The organism is Paenibacillus sp. PastM-3, from assembly GCF_029893965.1.
Taxonomy (GTDB): Bacteria; Bacillota; Bacilli; order Paenibacillales; family Paenibacillaceae; genus Paenibacillus_AQ.
The window spans coordinates 82,574-103,572 of record NZ_JARXXP010000021.1 but is presented as its reverse complement, the minus strand read 5'-3'; the positions used below and the strand labels follow the sequence as shown (position 1 = coordinate 103,572).

The 20,999-nt window shown below is 53.7% G+C and carries 15 protein-coding genes; all 15 read left to right on the top strand.

Translation table 11 applies throughout. The features are described 5' to 3' along the window. The first annotated feature begins 6 nt into the window (after positions 1–6). The 15 genes from M2108_RS23680 to M2108_RS23610 all read left to right on the top strand — a co-directional run bounded on the left by M2108_RS23680 (position 7) and on the right by M2108_RS23610 (position 20,995). Complete coding sequence (locus M2108_RS23680; RefSeq protein WP_277471748.1) at positions 7–3,774, top strand: beta-ketoacyl synthase N-terminal-like domain-containing protein; 3,768 nt, start codon at positions 7–9, stop codon at positions 3,772–3,774. Positions 3,775–3,811: 37 nt separating this feature from the next. After that, positions 3,812–8,305, top strand: a complete 4,494-nt coding sequence (locus tag M2108_RS23675; protein WP_277471749.1) for a beta-ketoacyl synthase N-terminal-like domain-containing protein — start codon at positions 3,812–3,814, stop codon at positions 8,303–8,305. Beyond that, complete coding sequence (locus M2108_RS23670; protein ID WP_277471750.1) at positions 8,298–9,533, top strand: beta-ketoacyl synthase N-terminal-like domain-containing protein; 1,236 nt, start codon at positions 8,298–8,300, stop codon at positions 9,531–9,533. Before M2108_RS23675 ends, M2108_RS23670 begins: the two co-directional genes overlap by 8 nt. Then, a complete protein-coding gene (locus M2108_RS23665) occupies positions 9,530–10,273 on the top strand; it encodes a thioesterase II family protein (protein WP_277471751.1) in 744 nt (247 codons plus the stop codon). Before M2108_RS23670 ends, M2108_RS23665 begins: the two co-directional genes overlap by 4 nt. Beyond that, positions 10,270–11,877: a non-ribosomal peptide synthetase gene (locus M2108_RS23660; RefSeq protein WP_277471753.1), complete on the top strand. Its 1,608-nt coding sequence runs from the start codon at positions 10,270–10,272 to the stop codon at positions 11,875–11,877. The genes M2108_RS23665 and M2108_RS23660 overlap by 4 nt, the downstream gene beginning before the upstream one ends. Next, positions 11,858–12,511, top strand: coding sequence for a hypothetical protein (locus tag M2108_RS23655; RefSeq protein ID WP_277471754.1), 654 nt, complete (start codon positions 11,858–11,860; stop codon positions 12,509–12,511). Before M2108_RS23660 ends, M2108_RS23655 begins: the two co-directional genes overlap by 20 nt. Before the next feature lie 12 nt (positions 12,512–12,523). Further along, complete coding sequence (locus tag M2108_RS23650) at positions 12,524–13,198, top strand: 4'-phosphopantetheinyl transferase family protein (RefSeq protein WP_277471755.1); 675 nt, start codon at positions 12,524–12,526, stop codon at positions 13,196–13,198. Positions 13,199–13,442: 244 nt separating this feature from the next. After that, positions 13,443–14,081, top strand: coding sequence for an accessory gene regulator B family protein (locus tag M2108_RS23645; protein ID WP_277471756.1), 639 nt, complete (start codon positions 13,443–13,445; stop codon positions 14,079–14,081). Then, positions 14,053–14,223: a cyclic lactone autoinducer peptide gene (locus M2108_RS23640; RefSeq protein WP_277471757.1), complete on the top strand. Its 171-nt coding sequence runs from the start codon at positions 14,053–14,055 to the stop codon at positions 14,221–14,223. The genes M2108_RS23645 and M2108_RS23640 overlap by 29 nt, the downstream gene beginning before the upstream one ends. A 193-nt stretch (positions 14,224–14,416) precedes the next feature. Continuing rightward, positions 14,417–15,712 (top strand): sensor histidine kinase, encoded by a 1,296-nt coding sequence (locus tag M2108_RS23635; protein ID WP_280777211.1) that lies wholly within the window; start codon positions 14,417–14,419, stop codon positions 15,710–15,712. Between the two features lie 15 nt (positions 15,713–15,727). Continuing rightward, the gene (locus M2108_RS23630) at positions 15,728–16,462 is read left to right on the top strand and encodes a LytR/AlgR family response regulator transcription factor (protein ID WP_090712524.1); all 735 of its coding nucleotides are present in this window, start codon (positions 15,728–15,730) and stop codon (positions 16,460–16,462) included. A 218-nt stretch (positions 16,463–16,680) separates the two neighbouring features. Continuing rightward, on the top strand, positions 16,681–17,184 hold the full coding sequence (ruvC, locus tag M2108_RS23625) for a crossover junction endodeoxyribonuclease RuvC (RefSeq protein ID WP_221802523.1): 504 nt from the start codon (positions 16,681–16,683) through the stop codon (positions 17,182–17,184). Beyond that, a complete protein-coding gene (gene ruvA / locus M2108_RS23620) occupies positions 17,181–17,804 on the top strand; it encodes a Holliday junction branch migration protein RuvA (protein ID WP_277471759.1) in 624 nt (207 codons plus the stop codon). Before ruvC ends, ruvA begins: the two co-directional genes overlap by 4 nt. A 50-nt stretch (positions 17,805–17,854) precedes the next feature. Beyond that, entirely contained in the window at positions 17,855–18,862 is a 1,008-nt protein-coding gene (gene ruvB / locus M2108_RS23615; RefSeq protein ID WP_068726625.1) for a Holliday junction branch migration DNA helicase RuvB, read from the top strand. Positions 18,863–18,916: 54 nt separating this feature from the next. After that, a complete protein-coding gene (locus tag M2108_RS23610; RefSeq protein WP_280777209.1) occupies positions 18,917–20,995 on the top strand; it encodes a SpoIID/LytB domain-containing protein in 2,079 nt (692 codons plus the stop codon). Positions 20,996–20,999 lie beyond the last annotated feature (4 nt).

Genomic DNA, 20,999 nt, shown 5'->3' with positions numbered 1-20,999 from the left:
ATGAGCTTGAGTAAGGATGATATCGCAATTATTGGTCTGGATCTGTCCATGCCTGGCTGCCGCAATCAGGAGGAGGTGTGGCGGTTTCTAAGTGCAGGGCAGGTGTCCAAAGGGCAGTTTCCCGGCCCGCGGCTGAAGCGGAGCGGGCTGTCCGGGAACGGGGAGCTTTATATGGAGGGCTCTTATTTCCCGGCCATCGATCAGTTTGACCATAAATATTATCATATTGCCCAGAAAAGCGCGGAGTACATGGACCCGAATCAGCGGCTGACACTGCTCTCGGCTACGAGGGCGCTGAATGACAGCGGCTGTCTTGAATCCATCCGGGGGACAAGGACCGGCGTCTACGGAAGTGTCAATACAACCCAGCAGTACCAGTATCAGCTGCAGCTGCAGGCTCTGGGCCTGACTCCCGATCTGCTGGGCATGCTGAATTCAACTATAGCCAGCCGGATCAATTATATCTTTGATCTGAAAGGGCCTGCGGTCATGACAGATACGGCCTGTTCCTCTTCGCTCGTATCAGTCATCCAGGCTGCGGATGAGCTGCGCCGGGGTGTCACCGATTATGCGGTGATTGTCAGCTCCAACGTGTATATCAAGCCCGGTGAAAAAGCGGACAAGCTGGTTGATATTCTGGCTGCCGATGCAACGACCAAGGCTTTTGACGAGCGGAGCACCGGCACCTCCATCGGGGAAGGTGTGTGCTCGGTGGTCCTCAAAAGACGCGGAGATGCCGAGAGGGACGGTAACTATATTTATGGGCTGATTAAAGGCTATGCGATCAACAATGACGGGCATACCGTCAATATGTCCTCCCCCAATCCGCTTGCCCAGGAGGGCCTGATTGAGGAAGCCTGGAGCCCGTTCGCAGATCAGCTGGACCGGCTGGCCTTCATTGAGTCCCACGGCACAGGCACAGCGGTCGGGGACAGCATCGAGTTCGAAAGCCTGACCCCGTTTTTTCTGGAGCATGGCGTGAGCAGGCAATCGGTGGCGCTCACGGCCTGCAAGTCGAATTTCGGCCATCTGGATGTGGCTTCCGGCCTGTTCTCGCTGATCAAGTCCGTGATGAGCCTGGAGCGTGGTATTCTGCTGCCGCATCCCAATTTCCGGATTCCGAACGGCGAGATTGATTTCGAGCAATCTGTATTCTTTATCCCGGACAAGAGCAGCCCGCTCCGCCGGTGTTCGCTTGCCGGCGTCAGCTCCTTCGGTATGACAGGAACGAATGCTCATGTCATCCTGGAGGGCTATGAGGGGGCAGGGGAGCGGAAGGTCAAGCCTTTGGAAATGCAGCTGCGGCCTTACTGGTTCCCGCTGGACCGCAACTCCTTTGCAGTCAGCCATCCTCTCCAGCGGCTGGAAACGGAGCATACGCTGTGTGTTCAATTTCCGCTTAGCATGCAGCAATGCTGGGAGATCAGAGAGCATGTTTTTGGCAGCAGTCATCTGATGGTAGGTACAGCCATCTTTGAAATTCTTGCCCAGGGCCTGCACACCACCGCTTACAGCCTGGAAGCGTTCAATATCCGCAATCTGCATATTCTTGCACCGTTCTCTACCTGTGAGGAAGCTCTGAAGATTAACGTTGTTATTGATAAATTGACTTTGCGGGGCACGGTTTCTTACTCCGCGGCGGGAGAGTTCCGGAACTGGCTTCAGTTTGAGCTGGTGCCCAGAGCCGGCCGCCAGGCTGAAGGACTTGCAGCCGGGCTTATCCAGGATATGGGGCTGGAGGAGCTGGAGGAGCTTGAGGTCACCAGCCAGGTCGGAGACGGGCAAGGCGGCGGGCTGCAGGTCTCAGGGAGATGGGAGACCGTGGACAGGCTCTGGGTCAGTGCGGAGCGGGACCGTGCGCTGGTCAAGCTGAAGGCGCCTTCCGGCTATGAGCGAGAATTTGGCTTATACAGCTTCTATCCTTCTCTCCTGGACCCGGCATTCAACGCCCTGAACCGGATGGCAGTGCCCGGTGAGATTCTGTTCCCCTGGTTGTGGAGCGAAATTGATTTCAGCACCGGTGCGCTAAGCGGCAGCGAGTTCTACTCGGATGTAAGAATCCGGGAGAAAACTTCGGATAACATAGGCAATATTATATTATCTTTGGATATTACCCTGTATGACAGCTTAGGCAGAGCGGTTATATCAGTCAGGAACTACAAGGTCAAGAATGCTCTGAATACAGGCGGGGAGCCGCGGAGCGATTATTTCAAGCAGGAGTATTATGTCGAGACGGTATTCAAGGAGCAGGAAGAGCCGCAGGTGCCGCTGCTGATTATGCACCGCTCCCTGCAGAGAAGACTTGCACCGGATGGGCCGGTTCATTACTTCGAGAATATCTCGGAGCTGCAGCAGCTGCTGCCGTCTGCAGTAACATCCCAGAGGATTTTTTTATGGGACAAGCCTTACTACGATGAAGCTACTGTAGCAGAAGAGATCTATGAAATCGGCTGCTGGCTGGTGGAGCTTAACCGCTCCAACTGCCTGAAGGAGTTTCATTACGTCGGCACCGGGTTGTTCGGCCGGGATGAGATGAATGCGCTCAGCCGCAGTGTGGCGATGGGCCTCTACTCCCTGCGTCTGGAGCTGAATTTCAGGATCAGGCTGATTGATGCCAAGCCGGTGCACGGGTCACTGGAGCTTGTCAGCAACAGCTATCACAACGAGGAGCTGATCGTGCTCAGAGACGGAAATTATCATGCCCTCCGCTTCAAAAGCCTGAAGCTGTGGGGAGGCGAATCCGGCAAGCTGGCCGGACGGACGCTCCTGATTATCGGCGGCGGTTCAGGTATCGGCAGAGAATACGCCCGTTATGTGGCTTCAGCCTATCCTGACACGGACATCATTGCAGCCGGACGCAGCCCCGGGTGGCAAGGCGGACCTCCACCCGCCAATATCCGCTATCTCACACTGGATATTACGGATGAGCAGCAGGTCCAGGCCTTTGCCGCAGGACAAGGCAGAAATGTGGAGTATGTGCTTAATTTTGCCGGGGAGCCGGCAAAGGGGCTGTTCGTCAACAAAACAAAGGCGGAATTCTGCGAACGGACCCGCAGCAAAATTCAAGGTTCTTATCTGCTCGGCAAATACTTCGGACATGCCCGGGAGATCATTCACTTTGCTTCCGTTGCCGGACTGATCGGAGCCATGGGACAGACGGAGTATTGTGCCGCGAATGCGTACCAGTCAGGACTTGCGGCAGAAGGAGGCCGTGTCCGGACTTTGAATCTGACCGGCTGGGAGGATGTCGGGATGTCGGCAGGGAAGGCAGACTATTACTTTGAGAAGCTCCACAGCCGGGAGGGAGTGAAGCTGATTGACCGGTTCGTTCATTCTGGCGTAATGCAGGCTTCTATGCTGAAGCTTAAGGCGCCGGCCGAGGATTATTCCTCCCTGTTCGGCAGACCTGAGCCTGCCGCAGATGTCTTTAGCAGGCCGTCTGCAGCATCCCGGCCGGCCGAAGCAGGCCTTCCGGCCATGCAAGGTGTAGCCGAAGCGTGGAAGCGGACGCTGGGTGAAGACCACTATGATACAGAGCTCAGCTTTTTTGAGCAGGGGGGAGACTCGATCTCCATTGTGCAGCTGTGCGATGAACTCAACCGCTTGTTTCCCGGAAGCTTTGATGTAACCACCCTGTTTTCCATTCCGACCATTAAAGGACAGGCAGAATTCATGGAACAGACCGTAGGGACACCGGTACATCAGGCGGTGCCTGAAGCTGCAGCGCCTGATGCTGCCGAACTGCTTGATTTCCTGAGATTTCAGAAGATATAGCAATACAGTTCAATAAACTTTGAAAGAGGCGAAGGCAATGAGAGCAGGCGAATATATATTTGATCAGGTAAAAAGGGGCAATCTGGACTCAGCAGCAGGCAAAGCCCTGCTGGAGGAGATCATTCCCGATGATATCGCTATCGTGGGCATCTCCTGTGAATACAGCAATGTAAAGGATACCTATGAGTTCTATCAGGCGGTCAAGCACGGTATGAGAGGGTTCAAGGAATTTCCGGAGAACCGGATTCCGTACATTCCGAAGGATCATGATTACCTGCAGAAGGGCGCCGACCATCTGAAGACGACCCCGGAGGAATTTCTGCAGCGGCTGTGCCGGGAAAAGGGTGCATACCTGGAGGATATTGATACCTTTGATCCGGAGTTCTTTGGTATCTCCCCGGAGGAAGCCAAATATATCGACCCGACACACCGTCTGGTCATGAAGCATTCCTATCTGGCGCTTGAGGATGCAGGCATCCGCCTGGATGCCGTGAAGGACAGCAAGACCGCCATCTATATCGGGAAGGATAAATCGATTACCGCCAATTACCGCTCGGAGATCGAAGAGGATTCCAATTATGTGAATTCCGGCTGCTGGGAAGGCATTCTGGCCAGCCGCCTCAACTATATCTACAACATGTCCGGCGGCTCCTTTGTCATTGATACAGCCTGCTCCTCCTCGCTGGTTGCCGCGCATCTGGCCGTCAAGACGCTGCGTGACAAGGAGATCGACACCGCGATTGTCGGCGGGATTGCGCTCGGCCTGTTCCCCCGCCAGGGCAGCGTGCTGGACCAGTACAGCAACGTAGAAACCTCCCGTTCCTTCCTGAAGGTGTTTGATGCAGAGTCCGAGGGAACGATCTTCGGCGAAGGTGTGGGCATTGTGATCCTCAAACGGCTGAAGAACGCGATTGCTGACAATGACAACATTTATTCCGTCATCCGCGGAAGCATGATCAACAGCGACGGCAAATCGAACGGGCTGACCGCGCCTAACCCGCATGCCCAGAAGGACCTGCTGCTGGATACCTATGAACGCAGCTCCATTTCGCCTGAGACTGTTGAATACATTGACGCCCACGGCACCGGCACCAAGCTCGGCGATCCGATTGAAGTCAGAGGTCTTACGGATGCCTACAGGCAGCATGCGGATAGAAAAGGCTTTTGCGCCCTCACCAGCCTTAAGGAAAATATCGGACATACCGTAGGTGCAGCAGGTGTCGGCGGACTGATCAAGATGTCGCTGGCGCTGCGCAATCAGGAGATTTTTCCGAACCAGACGTTTGAATCTCCGAATGAATATATCAAGTTTGTTGACAGCCCCTTTTATATTCCTACTAAGGTCCGCAAATGGGAAAAAGGCAAGTACCCGCGCCGCGGCGGCATCAGTTCTTTCGGATTCAGCGGCACCAACGCCCATATCGTCCTGGAGGAATATGAGCGCCAGCAGGAGACGTTCCAGACGGAGGAGCCTTACCCGTTCGTCTTCACGGCTCAGTCCCATGACCAGCTCATTGCCGTACTGAATAAATTCGTGCGCCAGGCAAGCCGGCTGGAGCGCTTGAGCCTGCACAACATCTCTTATACGCTCGTTCATAAACGGAATCATTTTAAAAATGGAATCGGCTTTGAAGCAGCTACCTTTGACGAATTCATCAGCAAGCTGCGTACAGCAGCCCGGGTTCTGGCCGGCGGCCAGCCTGCGGACGGAATCTTCCAGGGAGAGCTCCGCGAGATTACAGCTGACATGAGAAAGCTGATGCAGCACCGCCTCAAAACCGGCTACGACCAGTACCTGACAAGCGAACTGATTCAGCTGTATCTGGACGGCTACAGCCAGGCGCTGGAGCTGTATCCGTACCGCGGCGGGATTACACTCTCCCTGCCGACCTATGAGTTCAAACGGGAAGTGCTCTGGGCGAATGTTAGAAAGCATAATATTTACACCAATTCCGGCCCCAGCCTGCCTGTTGCCTCAACACTGATCCGCAAGCAGACCCTGAAGACAGGGCGCTCAGATGTCTATTCTGTACAACTGTCGCCGGACGACTGGTTTGTTGACGATCACCGGATCGGCGGCCAGCGGACCTTCTCCGGCACGACCTATACGCAGCTGGCGGCCGAGCTGGCCGTGCTTTACTTCGGTACTCCCGCATTCCAGCTGGAGAAGCTGTATTTCAAAAATCTGATCCAGCTTGAGGATACGCACCGGGAGTTTCAGATCCAGGTGGGCAAGCCGTCCTCCGGACAGCTGGAGGTTGAGGTTTTCTCCTACGAGAACCAGGACATGAACAACTATGTGACACACGCCTCCTTCACGATTAAGGCGGCAGAGCCGGGGATGGAGACGGCAGAGGCTGCGGAGATAAGCACTATGTTCGAGCAGCAGCTGCAGACTGCGAATTTCGGCTCGGAAGAAAACAGCTTTTTCAAGGGCCGCTGGGATTTTGCCAAGCAAAACTTTCGTCTGGCCCGTCCGTCCGGCTCCGAGATCCTGCTGTCCCTGACGCTTCACGAACAGTATGCAGGCGATCTGAATGCCTTCTATCTGCATCCTTCCCTGCTGGACGGGATCCTCGGCGCAATGGTATATGAGCGTGCCCAGGCCCGCGGCAAAAGCTACCTTCCGCTGTCCTACGGCAAATTTATCTACACCGGCAAACCGTTCACCAGCCGTATTTATTCGCGGACAGAGCTCCTCTACGATACTGCAGGGGACCATGAGGTTATCTCGGGCAACGTATCTGTCTATAACGAAGCCGGAGAGAGAATCGCGTATCTGGACAAATATGTGATGAAGGCTTTCGCCAATGCCTATTTCAAGCCTCATCTGCACGAAGTGGGCTGGAGCCCTTCCGCTTTCCGCCTGCCTGAGACAGCCGCAGCTGTCGCCGGCAAGTCCGTTCTGGTTATCGGCAACGGACAGGCCCTGGAGCTTGCCGCGGCTGAACAGCGGGAAGGAGTGGAGCTGCTCGACTATAGCGGGATCACTGCCTTCAAGCCTGACAGCAAGTATGACATCGTTATCTATGCCCCCTGGTATGAAGCCGATGTGCCTGACAGCGGCAGCATAGAAGAGGAGATGCTGCATTACTTCCATTTCGCCAAGCAGGTGCCTTCGCTGGTCAAGCGCGGCGGAACGGTGGTGTTCCTTGCAGATAACGGATTTGCCCTGAAGGCAGACTCCGCGCTTAATCCGCTGAACTACTCCCTGCTGAGCTCCGGGAGGGTTCCGGGACTGGAAAATACCGGCTTTAAAACGCAGATGCTGAACATGAAGGTGTTCGACCTGGGAACCATCCTGACCATCGCCGGGCAGGAGCAGCTGAACGGCCTCAAGCTGCTGTATGAAGGGAACCGGCTGTATGAGGAAGTGTTAACGGAGGTTGTCAAGCTGCCTGAGGATTCGGGGCTTCAGCTGAGTGAGGAAGACTGTGTCATTGTTACCGGAGGGTACGGCGGTATCGGGCTTGAGTATATCGATGTTCTGCTGGAGCGCCAGCCGGGGCTGCACATTGCGGTTCTGGGACGCAGGGATGCCTGGTCTGTACTGCAGGCCCAGACTTCCTTGACCGAACAGGAGTCTGACAGGCTGAACCGCATGAACCAGATACTGGGTACAGGAGCCAATGTAACCTTCCACAGCTGTGATCTGGCGGATGAGGAGCAGGTTAAGCAGGTCATCGGCGCTCTGGCAGGTACAGAGACCATCTCCGGGGTTGTTCATCTGGCAGGCTTGCCGGAGGAGGGGATGCTATTCACGAAATCGGAACAGGAGTTTCTTGCCGTAGCCTCCCCCAAGGTAACGGGAACGCTGCTGCTGCGCAAGTATCTGGCCGGGCAGCCCCTGAAGTTCTTCATTGCCAGCTCCTCCATGACGACCATCGCCGGGTCGGCCGGCCAGTTCTCCTACACCTTCGCCAATGCTTTTCTTGAAGGCTTCCGGGACGAGGCAACGACTACGGTGCAGTGGCCCGGCTGGAAAGAGACCGGAATGGCGCTCCAGTTTGGAGATCTGGCTGCAGCAGACGGTCAGCTGCTGATGAAGTCGCTCCCGTCGGCAGCCGGAAGAGAGTACATCCGGCTCTCGCTGGACAAGCGGTTTGGCAAGGTAATCGCCGGTGAATTCAACAAAGCCAAGACTGCCGAATACCTGGGCGGATACATCCGCCTGCCTGAGCAGTATGCGGGCACTGCAGCTCCCGCTCCTGCAGCGGATGCAGCAGCGGAAGAGGCTGCCGGCATTCAGATTAAGGAGTATTCCGCTTTAAAGATCACCGGCACTGAAAGCCAGGATGAAGTGGAGCAATTTATTACGGTTGTGTTCGCCTCGGTGCTGGACCGCAACGAGATTGATGTCAACAAGAGCTTCACGGATCTGGGAGGCGATTCACTCAAAGCTTTCGGCATCTATGGGCCGGTGGCAGAGCAGTTCAAGATTGATATCGAAGTTGCGGATGTGTTCATTTATCCGACCATTACCCAGCTCAGCCAATACGTCAGAGATCTGCTGGAGGAAGCCAATGGATGACCGCAGAGTCGTTATCGTCGATTATATCTATGACTACCCGAACCGCGATGAGGGAAGCCCGGAAGAGCTGATCCGGCGCAAAGACGCAGTCTGGGAGCAGCGCATGCAGGAGCTTGCACGCAGCTATAACCGGGAGCAGACAGAGGTGTCCTGCTTCGACGGTATATTCTATACCTCTGTCGAAGAACGCTTCAGGCTGGAGCATGTGCCGCAGGAGGACAGCAGATTCCTGCTGTCCAGCGAACGGATTACACTCAGCCTGATGCAGACGCTGGTTGACCGGAACAAGCTGGGCCCTAAGAACAGCCTGCTTGTCTCCGTCGGCACTGCCCAGACGGATATCCTGTCCAAATACGCCTTAATGGGCGTAGAAGGGGAAGACTTCCGGCATGCTGTGAAGCTTATTGATCCGCTGGGCTACCTGAAGCTGCTGCAGCCGGGCTGCACCCCTGCCGTCCAGCTGATCAGCGAGGCCTCCACCTCGGGAATCAGCTCCATGTACAGCGCCTACGCCAAAATCCGCAAAGGGGAGTTCGATACCGCCCTGACGGGGGGAGCGAGTGCCGTTACCTTCCCGGTCCCGTACGAGCTGTCCCAGTTCGGAACAGGGGCTGAACGCTATACGGAGCCGTTTGAAGAAGGGGCTTCGGGACGTTATTTCTCCGAAGGCGGAGCCGTCTTCCTGCTGAAGGAGCGGGAGCTGGCCCTGGCGGACGGTGATGTTATTCTGGCCGAGATCAGGAATATCTCCGCCGGAAGCATGGGCAATCCGGTGGTTAACCGGACTGCGGTGAAGAAGCTGGTGAGCCGGTCGCTGGAGAAGGCCGGGGTATCTCCTGAAGCAGAACTCTTTCTGGAGCTGTACGGCCGCGGCAATGAGATTGATGATACGGCAGAGTTCTCCTGCCTGAAGGCTCTGCAGAAATCCTACAGGAACATGAGGGGTGGCTTCCTGAAGGAGGATATCCATTATATCGTGGGCTATTACGGCTTGACCGGTGTCTGCCGTCTGCTGGATACCCGCCGCACGCACAGTAAACTGCCGGGACGGGAAATATCCAGGCCGAATGCTTATATCGGGACTATCGGCGGGGAGCAGTGGAGCAGCAGTCCCGGTGATTTCGGGCTGTTCGCGTCGGTGCTGTATTCGATGCACGGCAACTGCTACAGCCTGCTGCTCCAGCTGGAGGAAGCCGGCGCATGGTCCGGAGGAGGTGCCGGACGATGAAGCTGATCCTCCTCCCGTATGCCGGTGCCCATGTCAATGTGTTCGCCGGGCTGCAGAAGCAGCTTCAGGCGGGTTACCCGGAGCTGACGGTCCTGTCCCTGGAATATCCGGGACATGGCAGAAGATTCTCCGGCAGGCCTTTAAGCTCCATCCGGGAGATCACCGCTGATTTGCTCTCAACGCTGCGGCAGTCTCTGGAGCCCGGGGAGGAGCTGATGCTGCTGGGCTACAGCATGGGCTCCCTGATTGCATATGAGCTTGCCCATGCACTGGTGGACTCCGGCTACCCTGTAAGCAGGCTGCTGTTCATGGCAGCCACGCCGCCGCACCGGATTGAAGCGGTCGATGAGGAGGAGCCGGACGATGATGCGCTGCTTGAGCGCTGCCGGATTTACGGCCTGATCAAGGAAGGGCAGTTCGACTCCCGGCAGATGCGCCAGCTATTCCTGCCGGCTCTGCGGAGCGATATTACGGCAGTGAACCGCTATAACCTGGATAATAAGTACCGCTGCCGCAGGTTTGGGGCAGATGTCCGGATCGCCGTTTTTCAGGGGCTTGAGGACCGTTCGGTCACCGCAGTTCAGGACTGGGGCGACCTGTCCGGGCAGGAGGTTTCCTTGCATACCTATCCGGGCGGACATTTCTTTTACTACGAGTTCGAGCAGCAGGTCTACAGTCACATTATCAGCTTCATTACAGCCGGCCAGACGAGCCAATTCAAAGGGGGAAACGGGCAATGAACAATATATTAAGCAGTTTAGTGGGCAATATGCAGACTTTCAGGGATAAGACGGCTATTACGGAGAGCAGCCGTTCCATCACTTACGGCGGACTCAATACACTGTCCAATGTCTATTTGCGGCAGCTCCAGGAGCAGGGCATCCAGGCTCATGATGTGGTGGCGATTGAGCTGGAGCGCAGTATTGAGGCCATTGCGGCCATGGTCGCGGTGCTGAAGGCGGGAGCCGCCTATACCGTAATCAACAAGGACTATCCGGACAGCCGCAAGCAGACGATGCGCAGTACGATTCAGGTCAAGGCCACCATCAATGAAGTGCTGCAGCCTGATCCTCTGCTGGAAGACATGTGGGATTTTCCCGCCCGTTCTGCAGAGCAGCTCTGCTATATTGTGTTCACCTCGGGAACAACGTCAACACCCAAAGCAGTCGGCATTCCCGACCGGGGTGTCCTCCGCCTGCTGGGCGATGAACGGCTCGGACTCTCACCGGAGAAAACGATCTCCCACATCAGTCCGCTGGAATTTGATGCTTCCATTATTGAAATCTGGGGCGGGCTGCTGTCCGGGATGACCATTTCACTGTTATCCAAAACCGAAATTCTGAATATCTATCATGTGGAAAAGCGCATCAGCCAGGGAATCGACGTCATGTGGATCACCTGCTCCCTGTTTAACTTCTGGGTGGACAAGAAGCCGGAAATGTTCCGCAGCCTCTCCCGGGTCATTGTCGGCGGTGAGCAGCTGAGCCTGTCCCATGTCAATGAGGTGCTGAAGCATACCACTGTCGTCAACGGCTATGGACCTACGGAGAATACGGTGTTTACGACCCTGGATGTTATGGAGCAGGGCAGCGTGATGAAGGAGATTGCCATCGGTACGCCGGTTCATGGAACGCAGACATTCATTGTGAATGAAAGCGGGGAGAGTGCGGCCGAAGGGGAGCTGTATGCCGGGGGCCAAGGGGTAGCGATCGGTTATCTGGGCAATCCCGAGAAGACGAACGAGGCTTTTATCCGGTGGCAGGGCCGGGATGTCTATAAGACCGGAGATCTTGTCCGGCTGAACGAAGAGGGCAAAATCGTCTATCTGGGACGGAAGGATACCCAGGTGAAAATCAACGGCTACCGGATTGACCTGCAGGAGATCGAATATACCGTCCGTGCCCAGGGCATACGGAACTGCCATGCCTTTGTCCGCGAGAAAAAGATCTACCTGGCAATCACCACCCGCTCCGAGCAGCTTGGCCAGGTATTGAAGCAGCAGCTGCCGATGTACATGCTTCCATCCAGAATTGTATATGTGCAGGAGATTCCGCTGACCGCCAACGGGAAGACAGATACAAGGACGTTATATGAACAGCATTTTCTCAGCAAAAACAAAAAGCTTGCCCAGATTCTCCAGCAATACCTGCCCGGCGCGGCCCTGAATGAGCAGACGAACATCTTTGAGCAGGGAATCGATTCCGTAACAGTGTGGGAAATCGCCCGTGAGATTAACCAGAGATTCAATGCCGATATCAGCTTCTTTGATGTCTTTGAGCACCCGTCCATCGAGCAATTATCCAGTATGCTGGGAGAGGAATCTTATGCAGCGAACTATCTATGATTTTTTGTACCGTAAATACGGCTTCAGTGCCCCCGGGGAAAATAAGGCCTTCCGCAGCCTGTTCAGTGCAGGTATGAGGGCTTACTGGGGAGTGAAGCTGCTGGCGGTCGGCCTGTTTTTCTTCCTGTTCCTGCGTTTTACCGGCAAGGACCGGTTCATCCCGGAGGATACGTACTGGTTCATCGGAAGCATAGCGGCAGCGTTGATACTGGTGACGCTTTCCTATCTGAATGTGTTCGGGGCCTGGTATGCAATTGCCCTGAGCAGACACCGCAGATGGATAGATTCCCTGCTGATTCTTTCGGGACTTGTGCTCTGCATCCGGTTCCCCGTGTATGCCTTCGGCGAGGCGATGCCTGATGTCAGCAAGCTGCGGGAGACACTGATTCTGCCGGGAATTCTGATGCTGATGCTTGGCATTTACCGCAAAATCCATTACCGGAGCTCCGGAGTAGTGCCGCTCAGCGCGCTTGCCAGTCTGCTGATAACAGCGGGCATCCTGTTCAAATATCCGATCCATACCATTACAGAGAGCATCTACTTAAGCTTTATACTGTTGATCAATGCCGGATTTGTAGCGGATCTGCTGCTGTTTCATTATTGGCACCGCAAGTCAAAGGCCGGGGAACGATAAGGGGATGAGGCCATGATTAGTCCGCATCTGATCGATATGAAGGAGCAGCATGCCTTCGAGGCCAGTGAAATATTAAGCTCAACAGAGTATATAATGTACTGCAATATCTGCAGTGAGAGCCGGCGCAGGGAATTTCTGTACGGGCGTTATGCGATCAAAAAAAATCTGGCCAGCCAGTCCGCCTCCTTTAAAGGGAAGCTCAGCGGAATTACGGTTGAGTACGGAAGCCTGCGTTATCCGATTATCAAGGACCAGCCGGTCGAGGTGGGTCTCAGCCATTCCAAGCGCTATGTGCTTTCCGTTGTCTACTCCAAGGATAATATAGTAGGCATTGATATGGAGACCATCCGGCTGGAGGTGCCGATTGAAGAAATGCTGAGCACCGGGGAAAAGGAGCTGATAGCCGGATATGACTCGTCCGTCCGTTTCGCTTACATGTTCTTCAGCTGCAAGGAAGCGCTGGGGAAGGCGTTCAAGATGGGGCTGCTCGCGGATTACTCCATTTATGAAATTTCCGCAATCAGGCCGGAGATCATGTTCGGTACGGAGGTGTTCAAGGTCTGGTTCAAAAACTTCCCATTTCTGACCGGCTACTCCTTTATGAAAAACGATCAGGAGATTTGCAGCCTGGTCGTCCCGCAAAAGATTGAGGTGGGCGATGTCCTGAAGGTTCTGATCGACACTTGAAGCCTTTAATGATACCGCCTGCTCATCCGCCGCCGCTTCTTCCGGAACTTTCCCGGTTGAGCGGCGGTATTTTTTGTCTAAGCCGCTGTATTCGTTTTCACAGGTACGTGTAAAAAAGGCACATTTAGGACATCCCCCGGCATTTATGCACGCAGTTGCTACATTTGATCGGCATCCTGCGCCTGAATCATTCATCTCTCCAATAAAAGTTTAATATTAAGGACAAGAGAGGTGACCAAATAAGATGGAAGCTGAAGAAGCAGTAAAGATGGGATTTACCGAATCGCTGGCCTGCAAAATGGCCGAAAAGTTAAATAAGGGGCGTGAGGGAGAATACATTGATTATCTGAAAATGAAGCTTGGATTTGAGATGCTGCTGATTAACCTGAGTAAAATGGTTCTGGTCTACGGAGCGGCCATCCTGTTTCATCTGCTCTGGCAGACATTAATCATGCACGCTGCCTACTTCGTAATCCGCAAAACAGCGTTTGGCCTCCATGCAAGCAGCAGCTTGATATGCAGTATATCAAGTACTGCAACGTTCATAGGCATACCGTATTTATGCGAACAATACATAAGGTTCAACAACATACAGGTAGGAATCATTGGTTTACTAGCTACACTGCTGCTTTACCGGTATGCACCGGCGGATACAGATAAATTTCCGCTGCTTGGCAAAGAAAGAAGAGAAAAATTAAGAAGGGCTACAACAAGGTCTAGTCTGCTGATTGTATGTACCGCTCTGGTGATTCCAAATCCCACTGTCAAGGCTTTACTGCTCACGGGAATTCTGCTTCAAGTAATGATGATTCTGCCCATATCCTATAAACTATTGAAAAGGAGCTATAATAATTATGAAAACTATGACGCAAAGAATGTTTAACGAGGTAAAAGAAGGAATGTCCAAAACCGTTAGAAGTGCGGCAATCAAGAGCGGAGATATTGCAATGGAAACATGCTGCTCGCTGCTGTTCCATGAACCTAAAATTCCAATGGAGCTATTGAAGGCCTCAGCCAATAGATAACTACGCGCTCCAAGCGATACAGAGTAGCAGTGGAATCAATAGAACCCGAAAAGATCCCCGGTATAGGGGGATTTTTTCGGGTTATTCAGCTTTACTAGTTTATCTTGTTTGAATTACAATGAAATAGATAGGGTTAAAGTACCAATCTTGTATAAAATTACAGAATGAACTTTTGCCGAGGGGGATAGGGATTTTGAAGGAACTACTTGCAGTTGGCGCTCAAATGCTTACACTTTGTTTGAGTATTTACATTTTGAATCAGCGGAGATTCAGTCTAAAATTCAGTCTTGTAATGTTCATAGGCGCTCTTTGTATCGGATATCCTCTCTACATCTTGATCGGTGTCCCCAGTATTGCCATTATTCTGCTCTTGTGTATTGCATCGAGCTACTGGAAGTCCAGGGGAATTGTATTCAGTATCATTTTTCCGATTATAGCGATAATTATTTCAGTCATCAGCGACTACATAACAAGCGGTATATATATCAGGCTCTTTAATACCTCTCCTGAAGAGATCAACGACGGATTTTTGAACAATATGTACTACTACCCTACTTATTTCGTGATTGCCATCCTTCTCGTTTTTGCCGTCCGGTTTCTTTTCACCAGATTCCGGGCATATGATCTTTTGTTCCGCAGATACGGGATTTTGTTTGCCATCCTTTGTGTAATTACGGTAGTGATTTTTTATGCCAATATTTTGATCGGGAAGCAGCAGGGATTTACGAATGCCAATATTCAGGCGAACAGTCTGCTGTTTGCATTTTATTTCATTCTCTTAATCGGAGTTTTCATGGTGCTGACGCGCAGTGTTATGAAAGAGGCTGTAATGCAGGGCAAGCAGGAGCAGTATGAGCGTCTCCTGGAGTACACCGACAATCTGGAAATGATGTACACCGACATGCAGAAATTCCGCCATGATTATATCAACATACTGCTGTCGATGTCCGAATACATAAGATCGAAGGATATGGAAGGGCTGAGTACCTATTTTGACCACAAGATTCTTCCGATCAGCCAGGGGATGCAGAATAACAACTACAAGCTGGGGACGCTGCAAAATGTAAAGGTCCAGGAGCTGAAGGGCATTCTGTCCTCGAAGCTGATCCGGGCCCAGGAGCTGCATATCGACGCTGTTGTAGAGGCAGTAGAGCCGATTGAAGCCATCAACATGGATTCCGTCAAGCTCTGCCGGTGTCTGGGGATTATCCTCGATAATGCCATTGAGGAAGCGGTCAAATGCGAAGCCTCCAACCTGCGGGTTGCGCTGGTCAAACGGTCCGGAGGTCTGCTGATTGCCGTTGCGAACAGCTGCCAGCCGGACGGTCCTGAGCTGCACCAGATTTTTGAAAAGGGGTTCTCCACCAAAGGTATGGGACGCGGGCTCGGACTGAGCAATCTGAGGGAGATTGTCTCCCAGTGCGCCGGTGTTACGCTGGATACATACAGGAAAGACGGACAGTTTATTCAGGAACTTGAAGTGTATTAGATTGGAGGAATAGGGATGCTGGAGATATTTGTATGCGAAGATGACCCGGAACAAAGAAAGCGGCTTAACAGTTACATAGAGAACTATATTATGATGGAGAATCTGGATATGAAGCTGGTCATCTCCACAGGGCGTTCCCAGGATATCCTTGACTATCTGCAAAATAACCGGGTGACTGGGCTGTACTTTCTGGATGTTGATCTGCAGGAGGAGAAAAGCGGAATTGCACTGGGCGCAGAGATCCGCCAGTATGACAGCCTGGGAGCCATTGTCTTCGTGACCACTCACTCGGAGCTGACCTATTTAACATTCACCTACAAGGTGGAAGCAATGGATTATATAACGAAGGACAAATTTACAGATATCCGCCAGCGCGTTATTGAGTGCATTGATACCGCCAATACCCGTTATCTGCAGAACAAGTATAACAATATTAAGAAATTCCAGACCAAATCCGGCGATAAGATGATCAGCGTGGATTATAATGATATTTTATTCTTTGAGACCTCGCCGCAGCTGCACAAAATCATCCTGCATGCCAAAAACCGCCAGGTCGAGTTCTACGGCAAGCTGAAGGATATTCTGGAGATGGACTCGCGGTTCTACCGATGTCACAATTCCTTTGTCGTCAATAAGGATAATATTGCCGAGGTCGATACGAAGAACCGTGAAATCCGGATGACTAACGGGGAGATTTGTTATGCCTCCAGCCGTTTTCTCGGGGGATTGAAGGATATTATTCCGCACTGATCACAGAAACTATATTTATATTACTGAAAGAGCGGATCAGCACCGGGGCAGCCGGGCATCCGCTCTTTTGCCTTTTAATCTGCAGATACAGCAAATTTTATGCTCCCGCCAGAGGGATTTTTGTTATAATGGTTAGAAGGAATACATATGTTCGCTTTAGGGGCGGACAATGGGCCGTCATGAGGAATATCCTGCCTGTAGCAGAGGAGAGATCGGATTTGCGTATTTTGGGAATTGACCCGGGGCTGGCGATTGTCGGCTTCGGTTTTATTGATAAGACAGGAAATAAACTGACACCCGTTCAGTATGGCTCTATTCAGACAGAGGCGCATACGCCGGAGGAAGAGCGGCTTTTGCATGTCTATGAGGGCATGGTTCAGCTTATTGACCGTTATAAGCCGGACATGGTTGCTATAGAGAAGCTGTTTTTTTCCAGGAACGTAACGACAGCACTCCCGGTGGCGCAGGCCCGCGGTGTACTGATTCTGGCGGCTGTACAGAAGGGGCTCCCTGTTTCCGAATATACGCCAATGATGGTGAAGCAGGCGGTCGTCGGATACGGCAAGGCCGAGAAGAAGCAGGTGCAGGAAATGGTGAAGCTGCTGTTGAAGCTGTCTGCTGTCCCGAAGCCGGATGACGTGGCCGATGCCCTGGCGGTAGCGGTGTGCCATGCCCATTCCGTGAGTCTAAATTCCAAATTAAATGAGGTATTGCGAAAATGATAGATTTTTTGAGAGGACCTGTTGTCTATCTGGAGTCCGAATATATTGTGCTTGATATACAAGGGGTAGGCTACCGGGTATTCTGCCCGAATCCGTATGCCTTTGCCAAGACGGAAGGTCCGGTAATGGTTTATATCCACTATCAGACCCGTGAGGATGCCACGCTGCTGTTCGGGTTCCCGACCCGGGAGGAGCAGAAGCTGTTCCGCAAGCTGATCGAGGTGTCCGGCATCGGACCGCGGGTCGCGCTCGGCATTCTGACGGGGGGAACGCCGGATCAGCTGATCTCGGCTATCTACCAGGAGAATATTACCTTCCTGACCAAGCTGCCGGGCATCGGCAAGAAGACCGCCCAGCGGATGATCCTCGACCTGCGCGACAAGCTGGACGGACTGAGCTCCGTGCCGATCCAGACCGGATTGTTCGCGGTAGCGGCTGAAGCGGAGGCGAAAGCTGCCGCCCTGCCTTGGGAAGAAGCGCGGGATGCACTGAAGGCGCTGGGCTATACAGAAGCAGAGCTCGACCGTGTATGGCTGACGATGAAGAAGGAAGGCACGGATACGGGAACTGTCGATGTGCTGATGAAGAAAGCGCTGGGGCTGCTGTACACTGCCAAGTAAGCGGCTGCTTTGTAGCATGGAAACAGTGTTGAAGAACGGAGTGATAAATAATGGATGACCGGATTATTTCGGCCAATCTGATGATGGACGAGCAGGCAGTCGAATTCAGTCTGCGTCCGCGTTATTTAGGCGAGTACATCGGACAGAATCAGGTGAAGGAAAACCTGAAGATATATATTGAAGCCGCCAAGATGCGCAGTGAGGCGCTGGATCATGTACTGCTGTACGGGCCGCCGGGACTCGGCAAAACGACGCTGGCGAATATTATCGCCAACGAGCTCGGCGTAAATCTGCGGACAACCTCAGGCCCGGCGATTGAACGGCCCGGCGATCTGGCTGCCCTGCTGACCAATCTGCAGGAGGGCGATGTGCTGTTCATCGACGAGATTCACCGGCTGCACCGCACGGTGGAGGAGGTCATGTATCCGGCTATGGAGGACTTTGCCCTGGATATTATGATCGGCAAAGGGCCAAGCGCCCGTTCCGTCCGGCTGGATCTGCCGCCGTTTACGCTGATCGGGGCGACGACCCGCGCCGGTCTGCTGTCTGCGCCGCTGCGTGACCGCTTTGGTGTGGTTAGCCGTCTGGAATACTACACCATCGACGAGCTCAGCTTCATTGTCTCGCGCAGTGCCGAAATGCTCGGCATTGAGATCGTCGGAGATGCCGCAGAGGCGGTTGCCCTGCGTTCCAGAGGGACACCGCGTATCGCCAACCGCCTGCTGAAGCGGGTCCGTGACTTCGCGCAGGTGCGCGGGGACGGGATTATTACCCCGGAGATTGCCGCTGAATCACTGAAGATGCTGCAGGTTGACCCGCGCGGGCTGGACAGCATTGACCACAAAATGCTGAATGCGATGATCACCTCGTTCCGCGGCGGGCCTGTCGGGCTGGATACGATTGCTGCTACGATCGGTGAAGAGAGTCAGACGATTGAAGATGTATATGAGCCGTATCTGCTGCAGATCGGCTTTCTGCAGCGGACGCCAAGAGGCAGAATCGTAACTCCTGCTGCTTATCATCATTTGGGCCTGCCGCTTCCGCCGCAGCCGAATTAAGGATATGTCCTGAACAGTAATCTTTAGCCTACAACTAACTCCAAGGGGGATGACATGATGAAGTTTGCCAGGCAGCTAAGCCGGGTACTGCTTGCGGCAGCGCTGACCGCCGGAAGTTTGCTTGTTCCTGCAGGCGGCACTTATGCCGAATCCGCACCGATCAGGGTGGCCCTATATGCCGATATCGGCAGCAAATATAAATCGACTGTCCCGTTCGTTACACTGCAGTCTGCAGAAGCTTTCAATCTGATGGCCGGCGGAACAACGCTGCTGCCGGTTCCCGGCAATAACAAAATCCGCGCCAGTCTGGATCTCTATAAGGTTAAAGTAATGGAGACCTCCTCCTGGCAGACTGCGGCCGATGCCGCGAAGAAGCTGCAGGCCACTTCCGATAAACCGCAGCTGTTCGTGACAACACGCGCCGGCGCCAGTGTATACCAGTTGTACACTGCTCCTTATGCCAGTGAAGCTGCCGCGAAGGACGGGCTTGCCCGTGTCAATAAGGCCGGCCTGTCCATTCCGGACGGACAGGCTGCAGCCGTGAAGGGCAATAAGCATCTGCTGGCCGGTGATTTTGCTACCTCACAGGAAGCAGACACCGTGCTTGCGAGTATCACAGATGCTGGAATAGATGCCTGGAAGGTGCTGGCGGCAGGTGCTGATGGCAGCGCCCGGTTCCAGGTATGGGCCGGAGAAGCGTTGAACGACAGTGAGCTGGCTGCTCTGCAGGTACAGGCAGCGGCAGCTCTGCCGCAGCTTTCCTGGGGGACAACTGCTGTGAGCACACCGGGTTTAATCATTCGCACGGATGCCGGAATGGACTGGACGAGCCAGGGGCAAGCGTTTCATTATGTGGTCTCCGGCAGCGGAGCGAAGTTTACTGCGGCCGGCAACGCATCCGGAATCCAGATCGCCGAAAGATCCAAACGGACCTACCGTGGGGATCTGGAGCTGAGCGGACTTGCCGGATCACTGGCTGTTATTAATGTGGTTCCCATGGAGCAGTATCTGTATGCTGTAGTCGGCGGTGAAGTCTCCTCGGGCTGGCCGGCCGAAGCGCTGAAAGCCCAGGCGGTGGCCGCAAGAAGCTATGCGCGGGCCCAGGGCAACAAATTTGAAGTAGCGAATGTGGTCGATACGACACTTAGCCAGGTCTATAACGGAATCGGCGCCGAAGCGCCGGTAATCACCAAGGCTGTTGATGATACTGCCGGCGAGGTGCTGATGAGCGGCGGCAAGGTGGTCGAAGCGGTCTTTTCCTCCAATAGCGGCGGTAAGACAGCCGACCCTTCAGAGGTATGGAATAACGGAGGGAATACCTTTGTCAGCGTACTCAGCGCAGAGGATGCGGCTGCCGTGGGGACCTCGAAGAAATGGTACTATCTCCTGCTGCCTGGCGGTGTGGCCGGCTATGCCCGTGAAGATAATATCAAGCTTACCGGAAGCAAGAATGCAGCCGGACTCAGCATTGCGACGGCAACAACCAAGGATGTGAATGTGCGGCCGCTGCCGGTTATTGAGAGCAGTGCCAATCCCGTAGGCAAGCTGAATCCGGGCGACAATGCCGTTGTACTGGACCAGGTCTACGAAAATGGCAGCTACAGCTGGATCAAAGGACCGTATACTTCAGCTGAGCTGCTTAAGAGTCTGAGCGGCAAGACCAGCAATGCTCTGCCATCTTCGATTATCAGCCTGCAGGTAACCCAGCGCGGGCCTTCGGGCAGAGCAACGCAGGTGAAGGCAAACGGCGAAATCCTGCAGGTGAAATACCCGGATTTGTTCCGGTCTGCCTTGGGCGGATTGCCCAGCACCTTGTTTGATATTGTACCTTCCGGCAGTTATACTGTATTAGGCGCTGACGGCAAAACCGTTACAGTCAGCGGTTCGCAGACCGCGGACGTGTTATCCGCCACCGGCAAGGTGTCTGCCAATACCAGCGGGACGGTTGTCATGGGTGCATCTGCAGCTGCAAGAGTCGTAACCGGAACCAGCGGATTTTATTTCATCGGCTGGGGGAACGGCCATGGACTCGGCATGTCCCAATGGGGCGTCAAGGGGATGGCGGACAACGGGTATGATTATAGGCAAATATTGCAACACTATTTTAATAACGTTACTATAGTTAAGGAATGAAGAC